Annotated in this window: 15 protein-coding genes; 4 read left to right on the forward strand and 11 right to left on the reverse strand. The window is 73.2% G+C overall.

The features are described from left to right. Positions 1-164 precede the first annotated feature (164 nt). The 9 genes from ACIBVQ_RS02640 to ACIBVQ_RS02680 all read right to left on the reverse strand — a co-directional run bounded on the left by ACIBVQ_RS02640 (position 165) and on the right by ACIBVQ_RS02680 (position 9417). Positions 165-1352, reverse strand: coding sequence for an MFS transporter (locus tag ACIBVQ_RS02640; protein ID WP_399175165.1), 1188 nt, complete (start codon positions 1350-1352; stop codon positions 165-167). Beyond that, a complete protein-coding gene (locus ACIBVQ_RS02645) occupies positions 1352-2338 on the reverse strand; it encodes an ABC transporter substrate-binding protein (protein WP_399175167.1) in 987 nt (328 codons plus the stop codon). The genes ACIBVQ_RS02640 and ACIBVQ_RS02645 overlap by 1 nt, the downstream gene beginning before the upstream one ends. Beyond that, complete coding sequence (locus ACIBVQ_RS02650; protein ID WP_386190011.1) at positions 2335-3114, reverse strand: ABC transporter ATP-binding protein; 780 nt, start codon at positions 3112-3114, stop codon at positions 2335-2337. Before ACIBVQ_RS02650 ends, ACIBVQ_RS02645 begins: the two co-directional genes overlap by 4 nt. Then, complete coding sequence (locus ACIBVQ_RS02655) at positions 3114-4151, reverse strand: iron ABC transporter permease (protein ID WP_362910468.1); 1038 nt, start codon at positions 4149-4151, stop codon at positions 3114-3116. The genes ACIBVQ_RS02650 and ACIBVQ_RS02655 overlap by 1 nt, the downstream gene beginning before the upstream one ends. A 12-nt stretch (positions 4152-4163) precedes the next feature. After that, positions 4164-5495, reverse strand: a complete 1332-nt coding sequence (locus ACIBVQ_RS02660; protein ID WP_399175170.1) for a YcaO-like family protein — start codon at positions 5493-5495, stop codon at positions 4164-4166. Between the two features lies 1 nt (position 5496). Beyond that, positions 5497-6837 (reverse strand): YcaO-like family protein, encoded by a 1341-nt coding sequence (locus ACIBVQ_RS02665; protein WP_362910464.1) that lies wholly within the window; start codon positions 6835-6837, stop codon positions 5497-5499. After that, complete coding sequence (locus ACIBVQ_RS02670) at positions 6834-8387, reverse strand: CocE/NonD family hydrolase (RefSeq protein WP_399175172.1); 1554 nt, start codon at positions 8385-8387, stop codon at positions 6834-6836. Before ACIBVQ_RS02670 ends, ACIBVQ_RS02665 begins: the two co-directional genes overlap by 4 nt. Beyond that, on the reverse strand, positions 8384-9139 hold the full coding sequence (locus tag ACIBVQ_RS02675) for a hypothetical protein (RefSeq protein ID WP_352008902.1): 756 nt from the start codon (positions 9137-9139) through the stop codon (positions 8384-8386). Before ACIBVQ_RS02675 ends, ACIBVQ_RS02670 begins: the two co-directional genes overlap by 4 nt. Positions 9140-9225: 86 nt before the next feature. Further along, entirely contained in the window at positions 9226-9417 is a 192-nt protein-coding gene (locus ACIBVQ_RS02680; protein ID WP_362910458.1) for a streptamidine-related RiPP repeat protein, read from the reverse strand. Positions 9418-10105: 688 nt separating this feature from the next. Here ACIBVQ_RS02680 and ACIBVQ_RS02685 point away from each other — a divergent pair. Then, positions 10106-10555 carry a hypothetical protein gene (locus ACIBVQ_RS02685; RefSeq protein ID WP_362910456.1) on the forward strand — a complete coding sequence of 150 codons (450 nt, stop codon included), beginning with the start codon at positions 10106-10108 and terminating at the stop codon, positions 10553-10555. Positions 10556-10670: 115 nt separating this feature from the next. After that, positions 10671-11888, forward strand: a complete 1218-nt coding sequence (locus ACIBVQ_RS02690) for an MFS transporter (RefSeq protein WP_362910454.1) — start codon at positions 10671-10673, stop codon at positions 11886-11888. Between the two features lie 7 nt (positions 11889-11895). Here the strand turns inward: ACIBVQ_RS02690 and ACIBVQ_RS02695 are convergent, their stop codons facing one another. Then, on the reverse strand, positions 11896-14877 hold the full coding sequence (locus tag ACIBVQ_RS02695) for a P-loop NTPase fold protein (protein WP_362910452.1): 2982 nt from the start codon (positions 14875-14877) through the stop codon (positions 11896-11898). 198 nt (positions 14878-15075) lie between these two features. On the opposite strand from ACIBVQ_RS02695, the gene ACIBVQ_RS02700 reads away from it, so the two are divergent. Next, positions 15076-16161, forward strand: coding sequence for an alkaline phosphatase PhoX (locus tag ACIBVQ_RS02700; protein ID WP_386190005.1), 1086 nt, complete (start codon positions 15076-15078; stop codon positions 16159-16161). A 103-nt stretch (positions 16162-16264) separates the two neighbouring features. Here ACIBVQ_RS02700 and ACIBVQ_RS02705 read toward each other — a convergent pair whose 3' ends face one another. Next, positions 16265-17164 carry a helix-turn-helix domain-containing GNAT family N-acetyltransferase gene (locus ACIBVQ_RS02705; RefSeq protein WP_362778675.1) on the reverse strand — a complete coding sequence of 300 codons (900 nt, stop codon included), beginning with the start codon at positions 17162-17164 and terminating at the stop codon, positions 16265-16267. Positions 17165-17362: 198 nt separating this feature from the next. Here ACIBVQ_RS02705 and ACIBVQ_RS02710 point away from each other — a divergent pair, with 198 nt between their 5' ends. Continuing rightward, positions 17363-18316, forward strand: coding sequence for a lactonase family protein (locus ACIBVQ_RS02710; RefSeq protein WP_399175176.1), 954 nt, complete (start codon positions 17363-17365; stop codon positions 18314-18316). The last annotated feature ends 112 nt before the right edge of the window (positions 18317-18428 follow it).

Consider the following 18428-nt stretch of genomic DNA (forward strand, 5'->3'; position numbering starts at 1 on the left):
GGTCTTAATATCAAAATATAACAAGATCAATATTTCCGTAAAGAGGAATATGGGCTGCTCGACTCGATGCTGAATTTTCCTGATATGGCCCGAAATCTGCACTTTATGGGACTAGTCGGGGATGCCTCCAGCCGGAGGATTTCCATCATGGCCGGAATCCTCGTTCAGTCCCGCGACGCCAAGGGAGCCTGCCGGGCCAGGGCACGTGCCGGAGGCAGGAGAAGCGACAGCAGTACGGCCACCGCCGTCGTCAGCAGGGCCGTACGGGGAGAGGTCAGCTCGGCCAGGAGCCCGGCGAGGGCGGCTCCCGCGGGCTGCCCACCCCAGGCGATCATTCTGGCGGTGGTGTTGACCCTGCCCTGGAGGTGGTCGGGGGTCCGCTCCTGCCGTTCGATGATGCCGTTCAGGCTGACCAGGCTGTTGGCCGCCTGCCAGACGGCCAGCACCACCAGCCCCACGACCAGGTGCTCGGTCAGGGCCCACACCACCAGCAGCATCCCCACGGCCGTCAACGAGGTGAGGGAGATCGCGGGGGTGCCGAAACGCAGCCGCAGCCGGGGTACGGCCAGGCCCGCGGCCATGGCGCCGGCCGCCGTCGCGGCGAACAGCAGGCCGATCGCCGGATCGGCGGGCCCGAGGCCGAGCCGTTGGACCGCCACGACGACCAGCAGCCCCATCACGGCCCCCTCGGCGAGGCTGTTGCCGACGCCGAGGAAGGTCAGCGGCCCGACCACCGGGTGGGCGCGGATGTAGCGGACGCCGTCGAGGACCTCGGCGCGCAGATCACGGCGAGGCCTGGGCCCCGGATTGGCCGGCGGCAGCCGGGCCAGCAGCAGCGCCGCCGCCACGTAGCTCAGCGCGTCCAGCCCCATCGCCGGGGCCGCGCCGGTCGCGGCGACCAACACCCCCGCCAGGGCGGGGCCGACGAGCGAGACCAGGGTGCTCCAGGTCATCAGGACGCCGGTCGCCCTGGCCACCCCCTCCCGCCCGACCAGCGCGGGCAGCGCGCCGAACGCGGCGGCGTCGAAGAACACGAAGGACGAGGCGGTCGCCGCGGCCACGACGAACAGGTGCGGCGTGGTGAGCAGCCCCAGCGCGGCGGCCAGCGGGACGCTCACCACCAGCAGCGCGCTGAGCAGACTGGTGAGGGTCAGCACACGGCGGCGGTCCCACCGGTCGGCGAGCGCCCCCGCGGGCAGGCCGAGCAGCAGATAGGGGACCGCCTCCATGGCGGTGAGCAGGCCGGTCAGGGCGGCGTCACCGGTGCGCTGGTAGAGCAGCATCGGCAACGCGACAAGGGTGATCGACGACCCGGCCCACGAGATGATCCGGGCGGCGAGGTAACGGCGCATCAGAACACGTCCGGGTGCAGGGCGCGGGCGATCGCCTGGGCGCCGTCAACGGCACGCAGCCCCGAGTAGTCGGCGGCGGGCGTGGCGACCAGGCGGCTGTTCCTGACCGCCCTGGTCTGCCCCAGGTGCTCACGCAGCCACTTCTCGGCCGAGGCGCGGTCGGCCTCGTCGGTGTAGTGGTAGACGATCGTCTCCGGGTCTGCCTTGGCGACGGCCTCCACGGAGACGACGTCGAAGTTCTTGCCCGGGGGGATCAGCCCGTCGAGCACGTTGGCGCCGCCCGCGACGCGCAGGATGTCGGAGTACAGGCCGCCCGCCAGGCCGTACAGCTGCCTGTCGAAGACCTGCACCATGGCGGTGCGCACCGGGGCGTGTCCGTCGAGGCGGCGACGCAGGCCGTCAAGGGCCCTGGTGACGTCGCGTTTGGCGCCTGCGGCCTGTCCGGGCACGCCGAGCAGCCCGCCGAGGGCGTCGAGGTCGCGCCCGATGTCGGCGAGGGTCGCCGAGCCGGTGGTCCCCGGACAGAACGCGGCGTCGACGTAGACGGGCACGCCCAGCGCGGCCAGTTCGGCGATGGTCGGCAGCTTCCTGCCGTCGAAGTTGTACTCCCCGTCGGCCAGGATGAAGTCGGGACGGGCGGCCAGCAGCGTCTCCTTCGACACCTCACCCCCGGACAGGACCTTGACCCCGGCGTAGTCGGCGGCGTAGGCCGGCTTCGGCGCCGACTGGCCGGCCCACACCTGGCCGGCGAGCCGGTCCTTGACCCCCAGGGCGAGCAGCAACTCGGTGTTGGACGGGAAGAACGACACGATCCGCTTCGGCCGGCTGTCCACCTGGACACTCCGCCCGCAGTTGACGACCTGGGCGGGGAAGACGCCCTCACCGCGCGGAGCCGAGGGGGCGGCGGATGTGGCGGGGTCGGCGCCGCAGCCCGCCGACAGGGCGAGGAGGGCCAGGGCGCACAGGGCCGTTCGTGGCGTTCTCATCGGGGGTCTCCAGTTTCCTTGAGGGTGTCCTTCAACGGGGCGAAGGTGAGGTTCGGCCGGCCGGTGAGCGGGTTGACGCCCAGGTGGGAGCGGACCCCGAACACCTCGGCGAGCAGGGCCGGGGTCAGCACCTCGCCGGGGGAGCCGTGGGCGACGATCCGGCCCGCCTCAAGTACGTAGAGCCGGTCGCAGTAGGCGGCGGCGAGGTTCAGCTCGTGCAGCGCCGCCAGCGTCGTCACGCCCAGGGAACGGACCAGGCCGAGCAGCTCGAACTGCGCGTTGACGTCGAGATGGTTGGTCGGCTCGTCCAGCACGAGCAGGGCGCCCCGCTGGGCCACGGCGCGGGCCAGCAGCGCCCGCTGCCGTTCCCCTCCGGACAGCGTCGAGTACAGGCGCTCGGCCATACCGGTCATCCCGACCCGTTCGAGGGCGGCGGTGACGATCTCCCGGTCGGCCGAGGGCGAGGTCCGGTGCGGGGTACGGCCGGTGGCCACGAGTTCGGCGACGGTGAAGTCGAAGCCGTCCCCGCCGTGCTGGGCCACGACGGAGATCCGCCCGGCGGACTCACGGGCCGTCAGGGCTCGCCACACGTCGTCTCCGCCGACCAGCACCGTGCCGTCGTCCGGACGCAGCGCCCGGTACAGCGCGCGCAGCAGCGTGGACTTGCCGCTGCCGTTCGGGCCGATGAGTCCGACGAACTCGCCGGGCTCGACCCGCAGCGCGACCCCCTCGACCCCGCCGAGCGGCAGGTTCAGGCCGGTGACCTCCACTCGCATCAGGACACCGGCCCTTCCCTGCGCAGCAGCCACAGGAAGAACGGCGCACCGATCGCGGCGGTCAGGATGCCGAGGGGAAGTTCGAGCGGCGGTGACAGGATGCGGGCGGCCAGGTCGGCGAGGACCAGGAACAGGCCGCCGCCCAGCGCGACCAGCGGCAGGGCGCGGCGATGGTCGGGGCCCGCGAGCAGCCGTACGGTGTGCGGCACGATCAGCCCGACGAACGCGATGCCCCCGGCGACCGAGATGACGGCCGCCGTCAACAGCGCGGCGACGGCCAGCAGCGTCAATCGGAACCGGTGTACGGCGACGCCGAGCATGGCGGCCGTCTCGTCGCCGAGCAGCATCGCGTTGAGCCGTTTGCCCTGCGCCGTCAGCCACGCCGTACAGGCCACGACCACCGCGCACGGCACGGTCAGGTCGTCCCAGCCCGCGCCGGAGACCGAGCCGAGCAGCCAGAACAGGATGCCGGAGAGCTGACCGGGCTGGGCGCGCAACTGGAGGTAGCCGGTGGCCCCCTGCAGCAGGTAGGACAGGGCGACCCCGGCCAGGATCAGCCGGGTCGGCGCCAGGGTGCCGCGCCTGCTGCCGAGCAGCAGCACCAGGGCGAGCGTGGCGCACGCCCCCACGAAGGCCGCCCCCGGCACGCCGAGCCCGGCGACGCCGCCCAGGGTGATGACCGCGACCGCGGCCAGCGACGCCCCCGAGGCGACCCCCAGGACGTAGGGGTCGGCCAGCGGGTTGCGCACCACCGCCTGCAGCACGGCTCCGGCGACGGCGAGCCCGGCCCCGGCGACGAGGGCCAGGACGGTCCTCGGGGCCCGGGAGTTCCAGATGATCTCGTCGTCGATGCCGCTGACGTCCGCGGGACGCCGCCCGGTCGTCAGGTGGGCGACAACCGTGTGCCACACATCCGCGGCGGGCAGGTCGACGGCGCCGAGGCTGACGGCGGCCACCATCGCGAGCGGGACCGCGACCAGCAGCAGCGCCACCGCCAGCGGGTGGCGTCGCACGGAGATGAGACGGGAGGAGGCCAAGGGAGACTCTCTCTAGTGGGGCAGAGGCAGGCGACGGCGGGGACGGCCGCCCAGGGTCTCCGCCAGCCGGGTGCCGCCGAGGAACGGCAGCCCGGCCGCGGTGTTGGAGTAGGTGCCGGGCACCACGACCCGCACCACGCGCAGGCCCGCCTCCCGCACGTCCGGGGTGGTCACCTCGGCGCACAGCGCCTGACGGCCCAGCCGTACGGCCAGCTCGCGGGTGTCCCCGGGTGGTGGCACCGTCCGGGCGGGCACGTGCTCGGCCAGCGCCTCGGCGAGCTCCTCCTCGAACTCCTCCTGGACGGCCGGGTCGAGGTACAGCTGGAGGTGGCAGCCGTAGTCCACGACGTCGGCCAGGTCGGACCGGTAGGACGAGCCGTAGGCACGGTCGGCCCGCCACGGCTTCAGGGGACTGCGCGGGTCGGCGGCCACCTGGCAGTACGGCCCCGCGGGGTCGTCGAGCCCGGCGGTGAACAACTGCAACTGCAGCGCCTCGCCGTAGGCCTTGACCATCGCCTCCTGGGCGTCGCGCCGTACGCCCATGCCGAGAGTGAGATGGCCGGTCTCCCGGTCGCGGACCAGCGCACCGGTCACGTGCAGACCGGTGGCGGTGGGGAAGCCGAGGAAACGCACGTGCAGCCGCCGCAGCGGCCCGGTGGCGAAGTCGGCCAGCCAGGGCGGCGGGGTCAGGGCGCGCAGCCCGGCCCGCCCGTGCCAGGCCAGCGTCATGGCGTCGCGCTCGGCGATCTCGTACAGGGCGCCCCGGACGGCGTACCCACGCGTCGGCCCGGCGGCCAGTCCGGCCTGGATGACCGGGTTGACGCGGGGCGTCGGCGGGGTGACGTCGGCGGAGAAGTACGACACCCACACCAGCCCCGCCGGCACGAGCGTCCCCCGGCCGTCGAGCAGGTCGACCGCCTCCGTCCATTCGACCGGCAGGTCACGGGTGAACGGCGCCAGGGGGAAACCGGGGGCGGCGTGCTGGGCGGGGGAGTACAGCGCCAGGTCCTCGGGGTCGAGGGCACGGGCCCCCTGGGCGGTCAGGTCGGCGTGGGAGGCCAGGACCAGCCGGGGAGGGACGAGGTTGCCGCAGTAGCGCTCCGCGGCTTCGCCGAACGCCGCGCCGCGCGCGGCCTGCGGGTCGGCGAAGGCGTATCCGGCACCCGCGGAGTCGCAGGGCCACGGGCCGAACCTGGTGGTGTCCGAGAGCACCGCGGTGACCAGCTCGAACGAGGCGGGTAGATGGCCGGGAGCGGCGGAGCGGACCAGGGAGCGGACGATCCCGGTGCGGGAGTCGAGCAGCGAGGAGTACGCCCCTGTTTCCAGGGCGGTGGGAGCAGTCATGTCAGGCCAGGGGGAGAGGGTGGGGGAACAGGTCGTCCTCGTCCAGGACGCGGGAGGTGAGGCCGAGCTTTTCCGGCACCTCGTACAGGCGTCCGCCGCCGCGCAGAGGGAAGGCCGGTGGGGCGTTTCCCACCAGGCCGGGCACCAGGACCCGCACCACGCACAACCCCGTCGCGGCCACGTCGGGGGTGGTCAGGTCCACGCTGTAGGCGGTGAGCCCGGCCCCTGCCAGCCGGTCGAGATAGCTCGCCGCATCGGCCGGGGGCAGGTCGTCCAGGTGGGGGCCGGGAGCCGCGCGCAGCCGGGCCAGAGGTTCGCCCTGCATGCGCGGGTCGAGGTAGAGCTGCGCGACGGCGGGCAGGTCGGTCAGGTCGCGGTAGTCCGGGCGGAAGGCGTCCCGGTAGGAACGGTCGGCCCGGTAGGGCCGGAACACGTGCTCCTCAAGCACTCCGGCGGCCACGGCCTGCCACACCGCGCCCCGCGGGTCGGCGAGCTGGAGCGTCAGGGAGTACAGGCCGAAGGCCTCGACCAGCGCCTTCGCCGCCGCCTCACGGGGAGTGGCCCGGCAGGCACTGCCGAAGGCCACGATCCCGCCGGCGAGGTCCTCAAGGAAGGCCGCCATCACCGGCACACCGAACGGTGACGGTACGGCCAGCAGCCGGACCCGTGGTTCCTGTCTCCCGTCGCCGAGGGCCGCGGTGACCGTCTCCGGATCGGCCACGGCCTCGCAGGCGGCCCCGCTCGACCACCAGATCGTGGTGGCGTCCCGCTCGAACAGCTCCTCAAGGGCCGCCCGCTCCGCGTGCTCCCGGCCGCGCCCGGTGGCGATACCCGAGTACGGCAGGGCGTGGGTCGGCGGCTCGGCGGCACGAGGACCGTGAAAGTAGTCGAGCCAGACCAGGGACGCGGGAACCAGCACCCGGGAGCCGTCACGCATGTCCCGCGCCGGAGTCCAGGCGACCGGCAGGTCCCGGGTGAACGGGACGAAGGGGAAACCGGGTTCGCGGTACTGGGCGGCCGAGTACAGCGGGATCGTCTCCGGGTCCAGGGCCGCCTCGGTCAGGTCACGCCAGGAGGAGACGGTGAGCCCGGAGGGGACGGCGTTGCCGCAGTAGCGTTCGACGGCCTCCCCGAGCGCCGCGGCGCGGGCGTGCGACGGGTCGCCGACGGTCGCGCCGAACCCGTGCCGGTCGGCGGTCCAGGGGGCGAACCGCCGGGTGTCGGCGACGGCGGCGCCGTATCCGGTCCACCAGCGGGGCAGGCCGGGGCGTCGGGGCTGTGGTTCCAGCGCGGTCAGCACGCCGGTACGGGAGTCGACCAGCAGGTCTTCCGGGTTGTTCACGCGTTCTCCAGGTCTTGCGGGCTTCTCGGGGTCTCCAGGACCAGGCGGGCGGCGCGGACCCGTTGGCGAACGGGGGCCGTCGCGGTGGTCGTGTGGCGGTCGGCGCCGGTGCCGAGGGAGCGGGCCAGGCGCGGGAAGTCGCTGCCGGTGATCTCCAGGCGGAGCCGGGATCCGGCGGGCAGGCACGCCCAGACCGGGCTGAGCGCCAGACGACCCGAACTCGCCGCCCTGCCCCTGGCCAGCTCGAACACCTGGTCGTCCACGGTGTGCTCGGCGAGCCGTACGATCCAGTCGGCGTCGGGGGCCGAGGCGGTGACGTCCAGGTGGACGGCGACCGAGGTGAACGACAGCGGCGCGGTCAGCGGCGGAGTGCTGAAGCGCAGGATGTCGGGCCGCCCGTCCAGGGCACGGCGGTCGGTGCCGGGGGCCAGGGACGGACACGGGTCGGCCGGGTCGTACACGAAGGCACCGGCCGGACCGATCCCGGGGACCTCCTCAAGACTTCCATCGGGTGAGCCGTCCCCGGGAACCTCGTCGACACCCTTACCGGGGTGGGCGTGCAGCACGCGTTCGCGGGTCGTGGCCGGCCAGGGCCGCCAGGAGGTTCCGCCGACGGGCAGGACCATGTCGGGGCCGGGGTCCTCGCCCGCCAGGCAGGCGCGGATCCACGCGACCTGCGCCGCGCCCAGGTCGAACAGCGCCTGGGGGCCGTGCTCCCGGTCGATGTGCCGGGTCCGTCCGGTGAAGGCGAGGTCGTGCCCCCACGGTCCCATGATCAGCCGCTGCGGGGGGCGCGGGGTGCGGGCGGAGCCGACCGTCCGCCAGTGCAGGATGGTCTCGTCGGCCAGCAGGTCGTACCAGCCGCCGACGTGCAGCCCCGCCGTGGGCAGCGCGGCCAGTTCCTCCTCGGTGATCTCCTCGGCGGGGCGGTGGTCAGGACCCCGCAGGACGACCCCGGCCCAGCCTGGCAGGCGCACGCCGAGCCGTTCGGGCAGGCCGGTCACCGGCAGACGGGCCAGCGCGTCTCCTTCCTTGAGGAGGAAGGCGGCGAGGCCGTCCCTGCTGGTACGGCTGTCCGCGCGTTCGAGCCACCAGGCCGCGTGCTCGGCCAGCCGCAGCACGCCGTCCTCGAACTTGGTGCGGTGCAGTGCCATGGACGGACCCATGCTCACCACCGCGGGCACCGTCTCGGGGCGTTCGACGGCCAGCGCCCAGGCGGTGTACCCGCCGTAGGAACCGCCGTAGCCGACCAGCCGGCCGTCGCTCCACTCCTGGGCGGTGATCCAGTCGGCCAGGGCGGCGCCGTCGCCGCGCTCGTTGCGGTAGCACTCCCAGGCGCCGTCGGAGTCGTGGCGTCCCCGCACATCCTGGACCACGTAGCCGAAGCCGCGGCTGACCCACCCCGACCCCTCCGCCAGGTGACGGCCTCGCCCGTACGGAGTGCGGGTGACGACGGTGGGGACGGGCCACGAGGAAGGGTCCGGCAGGCGGACGTCGAGGGCGAGCAGGGTGCCGTCCCAGCCGGGCAGCCGCAGGTTGAACCGGTTCATCGGACCGGCAGCGGCAGCACCGGGTGCCGGTCGACCCGTCCGGAGGCCGGATCGACCACGAGCTGGAGCCCCGCGGTGGCGGGCAGGTCACCGGTCCACCAGGTCAGCAGGTCGTTGACCAGCAGGCCTGCGGCGACCGCGATCGCGCCGGGGTTCGGCCACGGCACCGGCGGAAGCGGCACCGTACCGGCGGCGCCCTCGTCGAGGTAGGTCCACAGCCCGGCCAGCTCGTCGGGCAGCGCCGCCGCGGCGAGTCTGCGTCCCCGCAGGTCCCGGTAGGAGGCGGTACGGCCTGGCACGGTCATGGGGCCGACGACCAGCCTGCGGCCCTCGACGTGGCAGCGGTGCCTGACGGCGCCGTCGTCGTCGAGGCGCAGCCAACGCCCGTCAGGGAGCCAGCCCGCGCACTCGACCAGCGCGTCCGCCGCGGCCGGGTCGTCCACGGCGAGCGCGTTCCCCGTGCCGGCGAGCAGCCGTACGGTCTCGGCGGCCACCGGCCCGTCCCCGCGCACGCACACCCGAAGCGGCTCCTCGCTCCCGGAGGGAGCGTCGGTGAGCACGCCCCGCTCGCGCAGAGCGGTGGCCAGCGGTTCGAGGTCGGGGGCGTTCCCACCAAGGTAGGACTGCTCACGCATGCGTTCGAGCAGGTCGGCCCGGCCGGTCAGGCGGGTGAACCGCTCGTTCTCGTCGCACGAGCGCCACGTCCCGTCCGGGCCGACGTACAGGTGGTGGCCGGGGGTGATGGACTCCATGGGCTGTTCTTCTCCGCGACTCACAAAGGGGGAAGGATGGGATGGGCGGACGGCCCGCACTGGGAGCGGGCCGTCCGTTCTGGAACTCAGGCGTTCCAGGCGAAGGGGGTGTGGACGAGGGCGTTGGTGCCCGGCCCCTGGAGAGCGGGCAGCGCCGTGGCGGGAGCCAGCTCCTCGAAGCCGAACGGTGTGTGGACGAGGGCGTTGGTGCCCGGCCCCTGCAAGGCGGGCAGCGCCGCCGCGGAGGTCAGCTCCTCGAAGCCGAGATCCGTGTTCATGGTTCTCCTTTCGATGGTGAAAACGGTTGTCGTTTTCGGGGAGAACCATAGATCGCCGAATCCGGCCATCGCAAGAGGGGTAAAAGCAGCTTTTATCCTTACTTTCGGCTTGTCTGTGGTGACTGTGGGTGATCGGCACGGTGGTGAAAGGGTCTCGTGAAGGCTCGTGACATGACGTTTTCGGCGGGGAGGGAATTCTTTCCGGTAGGCCGGTTTTCCCGAATATCCGACCGGATTTTCGCCCACCCGGAAAGGCATTCCGGGTGGCCGGTTACCCGAAGGGCGGTCGGGGCGTTTCGCCAGTTCGCCACGGGCGACTCGGTGGTCGCCGGGCGGTCCGGATCTCGTCTTCGGCGACGCCTCGGCCACTCGGGGGCATCGGGAAACGCGCCTTTCCCGGCCGGGGGAATTCCCGCCTGGAAAACAGGGCCGGGGCCGTGGAGGGCGGCGGGGAGATCGGCGGCGGTCGGTGTGCGGAGTCGTTCCGCGGGCAGGTCCGTCGAAGGATCTCCTCCACCCGTACGACGCGTCCGCGGGATCACGGTCTCGGGTGGGGGCCGTCCTGGGTGCTCGCGGCGATCCGGGGGTGACCGGCGCGGCGGATGGTCTTCCGCGGTCGTCGCCGAGAGCCTTGTCCCGGGGTTCCCGACGAACTATGGAACGTTCCACATCGACGAGGGGAGACGTCATGGTGAGACACCTGCTCGCCGCCGCGATCCTGGCGGCGGCGACGATGGGCCCGGTGCCCGCGCGGGCCGGCGTTCCGGAGGGCGGCGCGGCCGAGGTCCCCTGGGGGACGATCTCCTACCGGAAGACCGGCGGTTTCGCCGGGATCCGTCAGACGCTCGTCGTCGACGGGAACGGCCTGGCCCGCGGCGGATCCGCGGGCGCCACCAGGACCTTCAGGCTCACCCCGGCCGAGCTCGGCTCCCTGCGGCAGGGGCTGGACCACATCAGGACGTGGTCGTCCTCCACGGCGGGCTGTGACGTCCCCGACCACTTCACCTACACCCTGGAGTACCACGGCAGGAGCGCCACCCGCTGTCACGAACCGCCCGCCGACTGGCGGCCCGCGATCACCCGGCTCGACGAGGTGATCGCCCGGCACGTCACCGCCCCGGCCACCTCTGGAGACTGAGTCCGGGACGGCCGGTCGCGCCCCGCCGTACATGGGGCGCGACTTAGGGGTTATGGGTGGTTTGTCGCCAAGAAAAAGGGTTGTCGGAATAGCCGGTTTCTGACACAGTGCCCGCGTGCTTCCCCCCGTCGCGGCCCCTACCCGTCTGTGGACCAGGAACTTCCGCCTCTACTTCGTCGCCCGCATCGTGTCGATGCTGGGCGACGCGATGTTCCCGGTCGCCCTCTCGGTCGCGATGCTCTCCCTCGGCTACGGGGTGAGCGGTGCGGGGTTCGCACTGGCCGCCTGGATGGGGGCCTTCGCCCTCTTCGTGGTGTTCGGCGGAGTGCTGGCGGACCGGTTCCACCCCCGCCCGCTGATGATCGGCTCGGACGCGGCCCGGTTTCTGATCCAGGGCTCGCTCGCGCTCTATCTGGGGCTCGGCCATCCGCCGGTGTGGTTCATCATCGTCACCTCGGTGCTCGGCGGGATGGCGACCGCGATGTTCCAGCCGGGCGTCTCCAGCCTGGTGCCGCAGGTCGCCGCAGACCCGCAGCAGGCCAACGGGGTGCTGAAGGTGAGCGAGGGCCTGTCCACGATGGCCGGTCCCGCCATCGCCGGAACGCTCCTGGCCGTGACCTCGGCGGGCTGGGTGTTCGCCATCGACGCCGCGACCTTCGCCGTCAGCGGGATCTGCCTGGTGGCGCTGCGGCTGCCCGCCTTCGAGGTCGACCGGTCGGCCACGACCCTGCAGAACCTGCGCACCGGCTGGAAGGAGTTCCGCTCCCGGTCCTGGCTGTGGGGGGTCATCCTGATCTGGTGGGTGCTGGGGGTGTTCGTCTGGGGGCCGATCACCCCGCTCGGCGCGGCCTCCATCATCGCCGCCCACGGCAAGGCGGCGTTCGGCTTCGCCGAGGCCGCGTTCGGGGCGGGCTGCGTCCTCGGCGGGCTGGCCGCGCTCAGGCTGCGCCCCTCCCGTCCCCTGTTCGGCGGCGCGGTCGCCATGTTCCTCTTCCCGCTGATGCCGCTGGCGGCGGCGCTGGTCCCCTCCCTGCCGCTGCTCATGCTCGGCTACGGCGTCAGCGGCCTCGGCTGGGCGTTCTGGGGTGTCCAGTGGGCCACGACCGTGCAGACCCACATCCCCGCCGACCGCCTCAACCGGGTGGCGGCCTACGAGATCGCCGGGTCGATCCTGGCCGTCCCGTTCGGCCAGGCGATCGCCGGTCCCGCCAGCGCGCTGTTCGGCATCAGGGACATGCTGCTGGCCGCCGCCGTGATCGCCCTTGGCTGCGCCGCGGCCCTCGTCGTCGCCTGGCCCATCCGCCGCCTGCCCCGCCTCGGCAAGGGGTCCTGAGGGCCGTTCAGAGCAGGTGACGGGCCAGTCCCGCGATCGGGTGCGGCCGGGACAGCAACTCGCGCAGGGCGTCGAGCTCGGTACCCCAGGAGTCCCTGGGGCCGCCGAGGCCCTCGCCCGTCAGACCCGCCTGCCGTACGGCCCGCTCCCAGATCCTGTCGTCGCCGGTGCCCGCGGCGCCTTCGAGGCCCTCCAGCGCGCTCGGCCCCCCGGCCTCGGTGACCAGCGACGACAGCAGGTGCGGCCAGTTGACGGTCAGCGCCGCGAGCTTGGCGACCTCGGCGTCGGAGGCGGGCGCCGCCCCGGCCAGCGCCCGGCGGTAGGTCAGGAACGAGTAGAACCGGAAGACGTTCACATAGCGCTTGATCTGCCGTGGGTTGGAGAACGTCAGCGCGGGCAGCACGAACTCGATCGCCCGGTAGGCGTTCTCGTCGCTGTAGAGGTCGTCGAAGACCCGGTCGGCCGCCTCGCGCGCCGCCGAGGACAGGCCGCCGACCATGTCGCGGCTCTCGACGCCCAGCCTCTCCTGCGCCAGCCTCGCCGCCTCGTCCAGGGTCGTGGCCGTGGGCCGCAGCGCCCAGATCGCCTCCTCAAGACGGCTCACCTGGACCGGGTCCGGAGGCTCCGCCGGGCCGGGCAGCGGGTCGGCGATCGGCGGGTCGGCGGGGGAGCGCGGCGGCGCGACGAACGGCACGTCCTGCCCCTCCGCGGGGTCGGGCACGCCCAGCAGGGCCCGGACGAAGGCGGGCAGCCGGTCGGCGTCGTCGAGCAGCGGCACACTCAGCGGCAGCTGCACGATCTTCTCCAGGAACCGCCACCCCAGCCCGGCCCCGGAGGCGGGCCGCGCCTCGGTCAGGTCCCGGTAGGCGGCCTCGACGTGCGCGACCACCGCCTCGGGCTCCATCGCCAGCACGAAGACGCAGTTGGGGAACTCACCGGCGAGGAACAGGTTGATCGCCTCGATGACCTGCGCGACCGTCCCCGGCGAACACCGGTCGAGGTCGTCGACGAACACCACGAGCGGCCGTTCCTCGGTGGCGACCAGGTCGAGCACGTGCCGCATGTCCGTCTGCACCAGGTGCAGGAACCCGGTCCTGGACCGGTAGCCGGGGCCGGTCACGGCCTCGGCGAAGAGCCCGCCCGCGTCCCGGGCCAGCGGGTCCGGCCTGCGCACCAGCTCGGCGAAGGCGTTGTCGGCAGACTCGCCGAAGAACCGCGCCAGCCGTACGGCTCCCGCCCCGAGCACACCGGCCGAGCCCACGGTGCCGACGGCGGCGGCGAGGTGCCGGATCATCTCTCCGGCGGCGGGCAGCAGCGCCGAGGCCGCCAGCAGCGCGCCGGTCAGCACGAGCCCGGCGACCAGGCAGAGGGCGGGCGGCGCGAGCCGGGTCAGCGCCAGCCGGTAGGCGCGCCGCCGGACCGCCTCCCTGTCGATCCTGGCCAGGTTGAGCCGCAGCCAGAAACGCTCCCGTTCCGCCCTCGGCAGCCGCTCGGTGACCTGGCTGATGATCTCGTGGGCGAGCCCGGCCCAGACCTGCTCGCCGTTCTGGTACATCCAGGGGTTGAACCAGACGGTCGGGCGCCAGTCGGCCTGCCGTACGGGAAGGTGGCCGGGTTCCGCGCGCACCGCGCCCTCCCCGTCCTCCGCCCGGCGCCGTCCCGCGTGGGCGAGCACCTCGGCGTTGGTCGGCGTCCTGCCCGCACGGGCGCCGGACGGGCCGATTCCCGGCAGGTGGATCCTCGCCGGGGTGTTCCCCGCGGCCCCCGGGTCCAGCAGGTCCTGGATCATCCGCATCAGGGAGGTCTTGCCCGCCCCCCACGGCCCCTTGACGCCGATGGTGAGCGGGGGCCGGGTCTCCGGGTGCCTGACGAACGCGGCCACGGCCTCCGCGTAGAGCCGGTGCCCGAGCTGGTCCTGCGTGGTCCACCGGTCGGCCGTCAGCCGGGCCCTCGGCGGTACGGCCCGCAGCCCCGCCCGTCTGCGGCGCAGCAGCGCGGAGGTCTGCGCGCGCTCGGCGGGCGTCAGCCGTGAGTAGCCGAAGGCCCGCACGTCCGGGTGGGCGAACGTGGTGCGCTCGCCGAGCAGCCCCCACCGGCCGAGCTCGGCCGCGTCGCCGAAGACCTCCTCGACCGACTCGTCCTCGGCCAGCAACGAGGCCACCCGCAGCAGCCGTCTGCCCGCCTCGCTCAGGTGCAGCTCGTAGACGCGCCTGACGACCTCGAACCCCGACGCGGGCGCCACGGCGCCGCCGAGCCCCGCGGCGGCCCGCGCGAGGGCGGCGGGGACGGCCCGGGCCGGGCCGGGACCGCCGGTCAGCGGGACGTCGGCCACGGCGCCGTAGGCGATCAGGATGGGGACGCGGGCGGCGCAGGCCGCCGCGTAGCGCTCCAGGGCGTAGGCGTGCAGCTCGCCGACGGTGATCACGCCGTCGCCGTCGAGGTCGGCGGCCCTGGTCGCCAGCCCCTCCGCGATCACGTCCGTCAGGCTCCGCGCGGGCCCCCTCGGCGCCTCGCCGACCTTCAGCGTCAGTGTGAGGGCCGCCGCGGCCATCCTGGGCTCACCGGCGACCGCGAGCCGCCGCACGGGGGAGGCCGTCTCCTCCAGGGCGCTCCAGCCGAAGTCGACGACCAGCAGCACGGCCGTGGCCAGTGACCGGCCGACCCGCCTGCCGAACGCGCCGATCATGGCTCCCAGCTGCCTGGACGTCCAGCCGCCGTCCGAGGGCAGCCGGATCAGCAGCAGGTCGTCCTCCCTGGCCGAACCCAGGAACTCCCACACCCGCTCGCCGTCCCACCGCGCGCCCCGGCCGTACTCGGCCTCGACGGCGAAGCCCTCGGCGCGCAGCGCGCCCGCCAGGCGGGCGTCGGGACGCGCGGGGGCCTCCTGAGAGGAGGGGTCCGGCGCGTCGAGAAGGACCAGGGCCCGGCGGCCTCCCTCGGCGGGAACGGCCCGGGCCGCCGGATCGGCGAACGTGAGTCCCTCGCTCAACGGTGCCCCCGCTCTGACGACGGTGTGATCTCCACTGTGAACGCCCGGGTGGCGGTGATCGGGGACATCGGGCATGAAACGCCCGGTTTTGGGAAACGCTTGCTCTCCGGTTTCCGCAAAGTTTGAGCGGGGGGAGTCGCCCTGTTCACGTGGGTCCGATCGACTGGCCGCCTACCGTGAAGGTGACGAGGAGGAGCGATGCTTCGCCGTACGTTCGTGCGCACCGGGGAGCCCGCGCCGGGAACGGCCTTCGCGGGACCTCTGCGGTGGGGCGCCGCCGGCGCGGACGCCTCTCGCGGCGGCCTGGCCGTGCTGTCCGGCCCGTACGGCCCGCCGAGGCCCCCGGACGCCAACGGGGTCGTGCTGCCCGAGGGCTTCTCCAGCCGGGTCGTCGCCCGCACCGGCCACCGGGTCGGCGGGGTGCTCTGGCACCCGGCCCCCGGCGACGGCGCCTGCTTCCCCGACGGGGACGGCTGGGTCTACGTGTCCAACTCGGAGATCCCGCTGCTCGGCGGCGCGACCGCCATCAGGTTCCGGCCCGACGGGAGCGTGCACGGCGCCTACCGCGTGCTGTCGGGGACCGACCTCAACCGCGCCGGGGCCGCGACCCCGTGGAAGACCTGGCTCTCGTGCGAGGAGACCGCGCGCGGGCAGGTCTTCGAGTGCGACCCGTACGGCGTGCGCGCCGCGATGCCGCGCCTGGCCATGGGCCGCTTCAGGCACGCGGGCGCGGCCTGCGACCCGGTCAACCGGGTGGTCTACCTGACGGAGGACGAACCGGACGGCTGCCTCTACCGGTTCGTCCCCGCCTGCTGGGGAGACCTGACGACCGGCAGGCTGGAGGTGCTCTGCGTCCTGCCGGACGACGGTTCGACGGCCTGGCGGCGGGTGCCCAACCCCGCCGCGCTGCTTGAGGCGACCCGCCACCAGGTGGACGCGGCCCACAGGTTCCAGGGGGGAGGCGCCTGCCACTACTCGGCCGGGGTGTGCCTGTTCGCCAGCGGCGACGACGGACGGGTCTGGGCCTACGACACCCTGCGGGAACGGCTCGAAACCGTCGAGACCGCGGAGGCCGGGGACCTCATGGAACTTGTCCTGGCCGGTCCCGGGCGGACGGCCGCCCCTTTCCTGCGGGTCGAGGGGCACCCCGGTTCGGAGATCACCGGCCCCGCCCTCTCCCCGGACGGCGCCCGCCTGTACTTCTCCTCCCAGCGCGGCCGCCGGGACGACGCCGCGGGCACCGACGGCGTCACCTACGAGATCACCGGCCCCTTCCCCCGCTGACGGCCCGGTGGAACCGCACCGTCGCCTCCTTCCCCGTGGATGCCCGGATCCCCTCCATAAAATACCTATCAAAATAGAAGGAATTAATACGGGAAGGGGCCGGCTAAAGGTCCATGACCCAGGTCTCCTCGACGACGCCGCCCATGGTGTGCTCCTCGACCCGCTCGAAGCCCGCCGTGCGGTAGATCCGCCGGGCGTCGGTCAGCACGTCCCTGGTGCACAGCATGATCCGCCGGTAGCCCGCCTCGCCCGCGAAGCGCAGGCACTCGTCGACGAGCCGCCCGCCGATGCCCATCCCCCTGGCGGAGGGCTCGACGAGCAGCAGCCTGAGCTGGGCCGTCTCGTCGTCCCTGCGGACGCAGAAGACGCAGCCGACCCGGTCGCCGTCGACCTCCGCGATCCACGAGGCCTCCCGCCTCGGGTCGTACTTCTCCGCGTAGTCGGCCACGAGCCTGGCGACCCTGGCCTCGAAGCACAGGCCCCAGCCGAACTCCTGGCTGTAGAGCACCCCGTGCCGCTGCACGACCCAGCCCAGATCCCCCGGCCGGGGCGGACGGATGACGTACGGCGCCGCGCTCCTGTTCCTGGAGAGGATCTCCCTGATCGTCGTCATGCTCGCGGCGAGTCGGTCACGCTCCTCCTCGGTCAGTCCTTCGAGCAGGTCCCGGACCTGCGCGGCCGAACGCTCGTCGACGTTCGTGAACGCGATCCTGCCCGCCTCGGTCAGCGCGACGATCTGCCGCCTGGCGTCGGCGGGCGAGCGCTCACGGGTGACCAGCCCGTCGGTCTCGAAGCGCCCCAGCATCCGGCTGAGGTAGCCGGAGTCGAGTTCGAGCAGCCGCCGCAGCTCGCCGGTCTCCATGCGGTCCCGCAGGTTGAGCTCGCACAGGACCCTCACCTCCGTGAGGGAATAGGGGGTGTTGACCATGTCCCGGTGGAGAGCGCCGATGACCTCGTTGTAGAAGTGGTTGAACGCGCGTATCCGCGCGACGAGGTTCTCCATGGTTGACACGATCAACTTTCCCGTTGTCCAGGTCAATGAAGGCCCCCGCGAGGGGCATGGAGCCACGAGCGGGACAGGGGATCGCATCCGGGAAAAGCCGGGTGCCCAGGGGCCGAGTCGCTGCGCTAAGTTCGCAGACTGGCCGAGAACGGTTGAAGATTTCGGGCGGCCCGGGCCGCCCGACCCAGTGACGGGAGCATGATGGCTGAGGTCGCGTACATCGGCGGATACACCCCCGACACCGGGGGATCGGGCACGGGGATCACCGTGGTCGAGCTGGGCAGTCTCACCAGGCTCGGCACCACGCCCGCCAGCGGGCCCTCCTTCCTCGCGGTCCACCCCCGCCTCCCGATCCTGTACACCGTCGGGGAGAGCGAGCGCGGCACCGTCGGCGTCTACGCCCTCGGCGAGGGCGCCCCCACGCCCCTCGGGCAGCGGCCGAGCGGCGGCTCCTTCCCCTGCCACCTGTCCGTCGACCCGTCGGGGAGGCTGCTCGCGGTGGCCAACTACGGCGACGGCACGGTGAGCGTGCACCGTGTCGGGGCCGCGGGCCTGCTGACCGAGCTGTGCTCCTTCCCCTACCGGGACGGCTCCCACGCCCACCAGACGGTCTTCGGCGCCGACGGCGTCCTCTACGTGCCCGATCTGGGCGCCGACGAGGTACGCCGCTACCTCACCGACCCGGACGACGACAGGGTCGTCCCCCACCCCGACGGCCCGGTACGGCTCGCGCCGGGCATGGGTCCCCGGCACATGACCCGTTTCGCGGACCACTGGTACGTGGCAGGGGAGCTCGACGGCACGGTCCGTGTCTACGACGACGCCTGGAACGAGGTGGCCGCGGCCCCGTCCAGCTCGGCGCCGGGTACGAACTATCCCTCCCACCTTGAGGTCTCCGGCGGGTTCCTCTACGTCGCCAACCGGGGCCCGGACACCGTCTCCGTCCTGTCCCCGCACACCCTGGAGCCGGTCGCCGAGGTCGCCTGCGGCGGGTCGTGGCCCAGGCACTTCGCCATCGCCGACAACCGGATGTACGTGGCCAACCAGCGTTCCGACGGCGTCGCCGTGCTGGTGCTCAAGGACGGCGTCCCGCAGCCCGACCCCGTGGTGTTCGCCACCGGGACCCCCGCGTGCGTGCTCACCCTGCCCTGAAAGTCGCCCTGAGACCGTCCTGAGGGGCCCTGGAACGTCCTGGGGCGCGTGCGGACCAAGATCCGGCCAAGTCCCCGGACGATCACGGACAGGCCTCCCCGGTGGGGAGGGT

This window comes from Streptosporangium sp. NPDC049376 (assembly GCF_044466505.1).
Taxonomy (GTDB): domain Bacteria; phylum Actinomycetota; class Actinomycetes; order Streptosporangiales; family Streptosporangiaceae; genus Streptosporangium.

Excerpts from the sequence above, each read along its gene's own strand:
- ACIBVQ_RS02645 (WP_399175167.1), bottom strand. The coding sequence starts at position 2,338 with ATGAGAACGCCACGAACGGCCCTGTGCGCCCTGGCCCTCCTCGCCCTG.
- ACIBVQ_RS02660 (WP_399175170.1), bottom strand. The coding sequence starts at position 5,495 with ATGACTGCTCCCACCGCCCTGGAAACAGGGGCGTACTCCTCGCTGCTC.
- ACIBVQ_RS02680 (WP_362910458.1), bottom strand. The coding sequence starts at position 9,417 with ATGAACACGGATCTCGGCTTCGAGGAGCTGACCTCCGCGGCGGCGCTG.
- ACIBVQ_RS02675 (WP_352008902.1), bottom strand. The coding sequence starts at position 9,139 with ATGGAGTCCATCACCCCCGGCCACCACCTGTACGTCGGCCCGGACGGG.
- ACIBVQ_RS02710 (WP_399175176.1), top strand. The coding sequence starts at position 17,363 with ATGATGGCTGAGGTCGCGTACATCGGCGGATACACCCCCGACACCGGG.
- ACIBVQ_RS02670 (WP_399175172.1), bottom strand. The coding sequence starts at position 8,387 with ATGAACCGGTTCAACCTGCGGCTGCCCGGCTGGGACGGCACCCTGCTC.
- ACIBVQ_RS02685 (WP_362910456.1), top strand. The coding sequence starts at position 10,106 with ATGGTGAGACACCTGCTCGCCGCCGCGATCCTGGCGGCGGCGACGATG.
- ACIBVQ_RS02640 (WP_399175165.1), bottom strand. The coding sequence starts at position 1,352 with ATGCGCCGTTACCTCGCCGCCCGGATCATCTCGTGGGCCGGGTCGTCG.
- ACIBVQ_RS02650 (WP_386190011.1), bottom strand. The coding sequence starts at position 3,114 with ATGCGAGTGGAGGTCACCGGCCTGAACCTGCCGCTCGGCGGGGTCGAG.
- ACIBVQ_RS02705 (WP_362778675.1), bottom strand. The coding sequence starts at position 17,164 with ATGGAGAACCTCGTCGCGCGGATACGCGCGTTCAACCACTTCTACAAC.
- ACIBVQ_RS02700 (WP_386190005.1), top strand. The coding sequence starts at position 15,076 with ATGCTTCGCCGTACGTTCGTGCGCACCGGGGAGCCCGCGCCGGGAACG.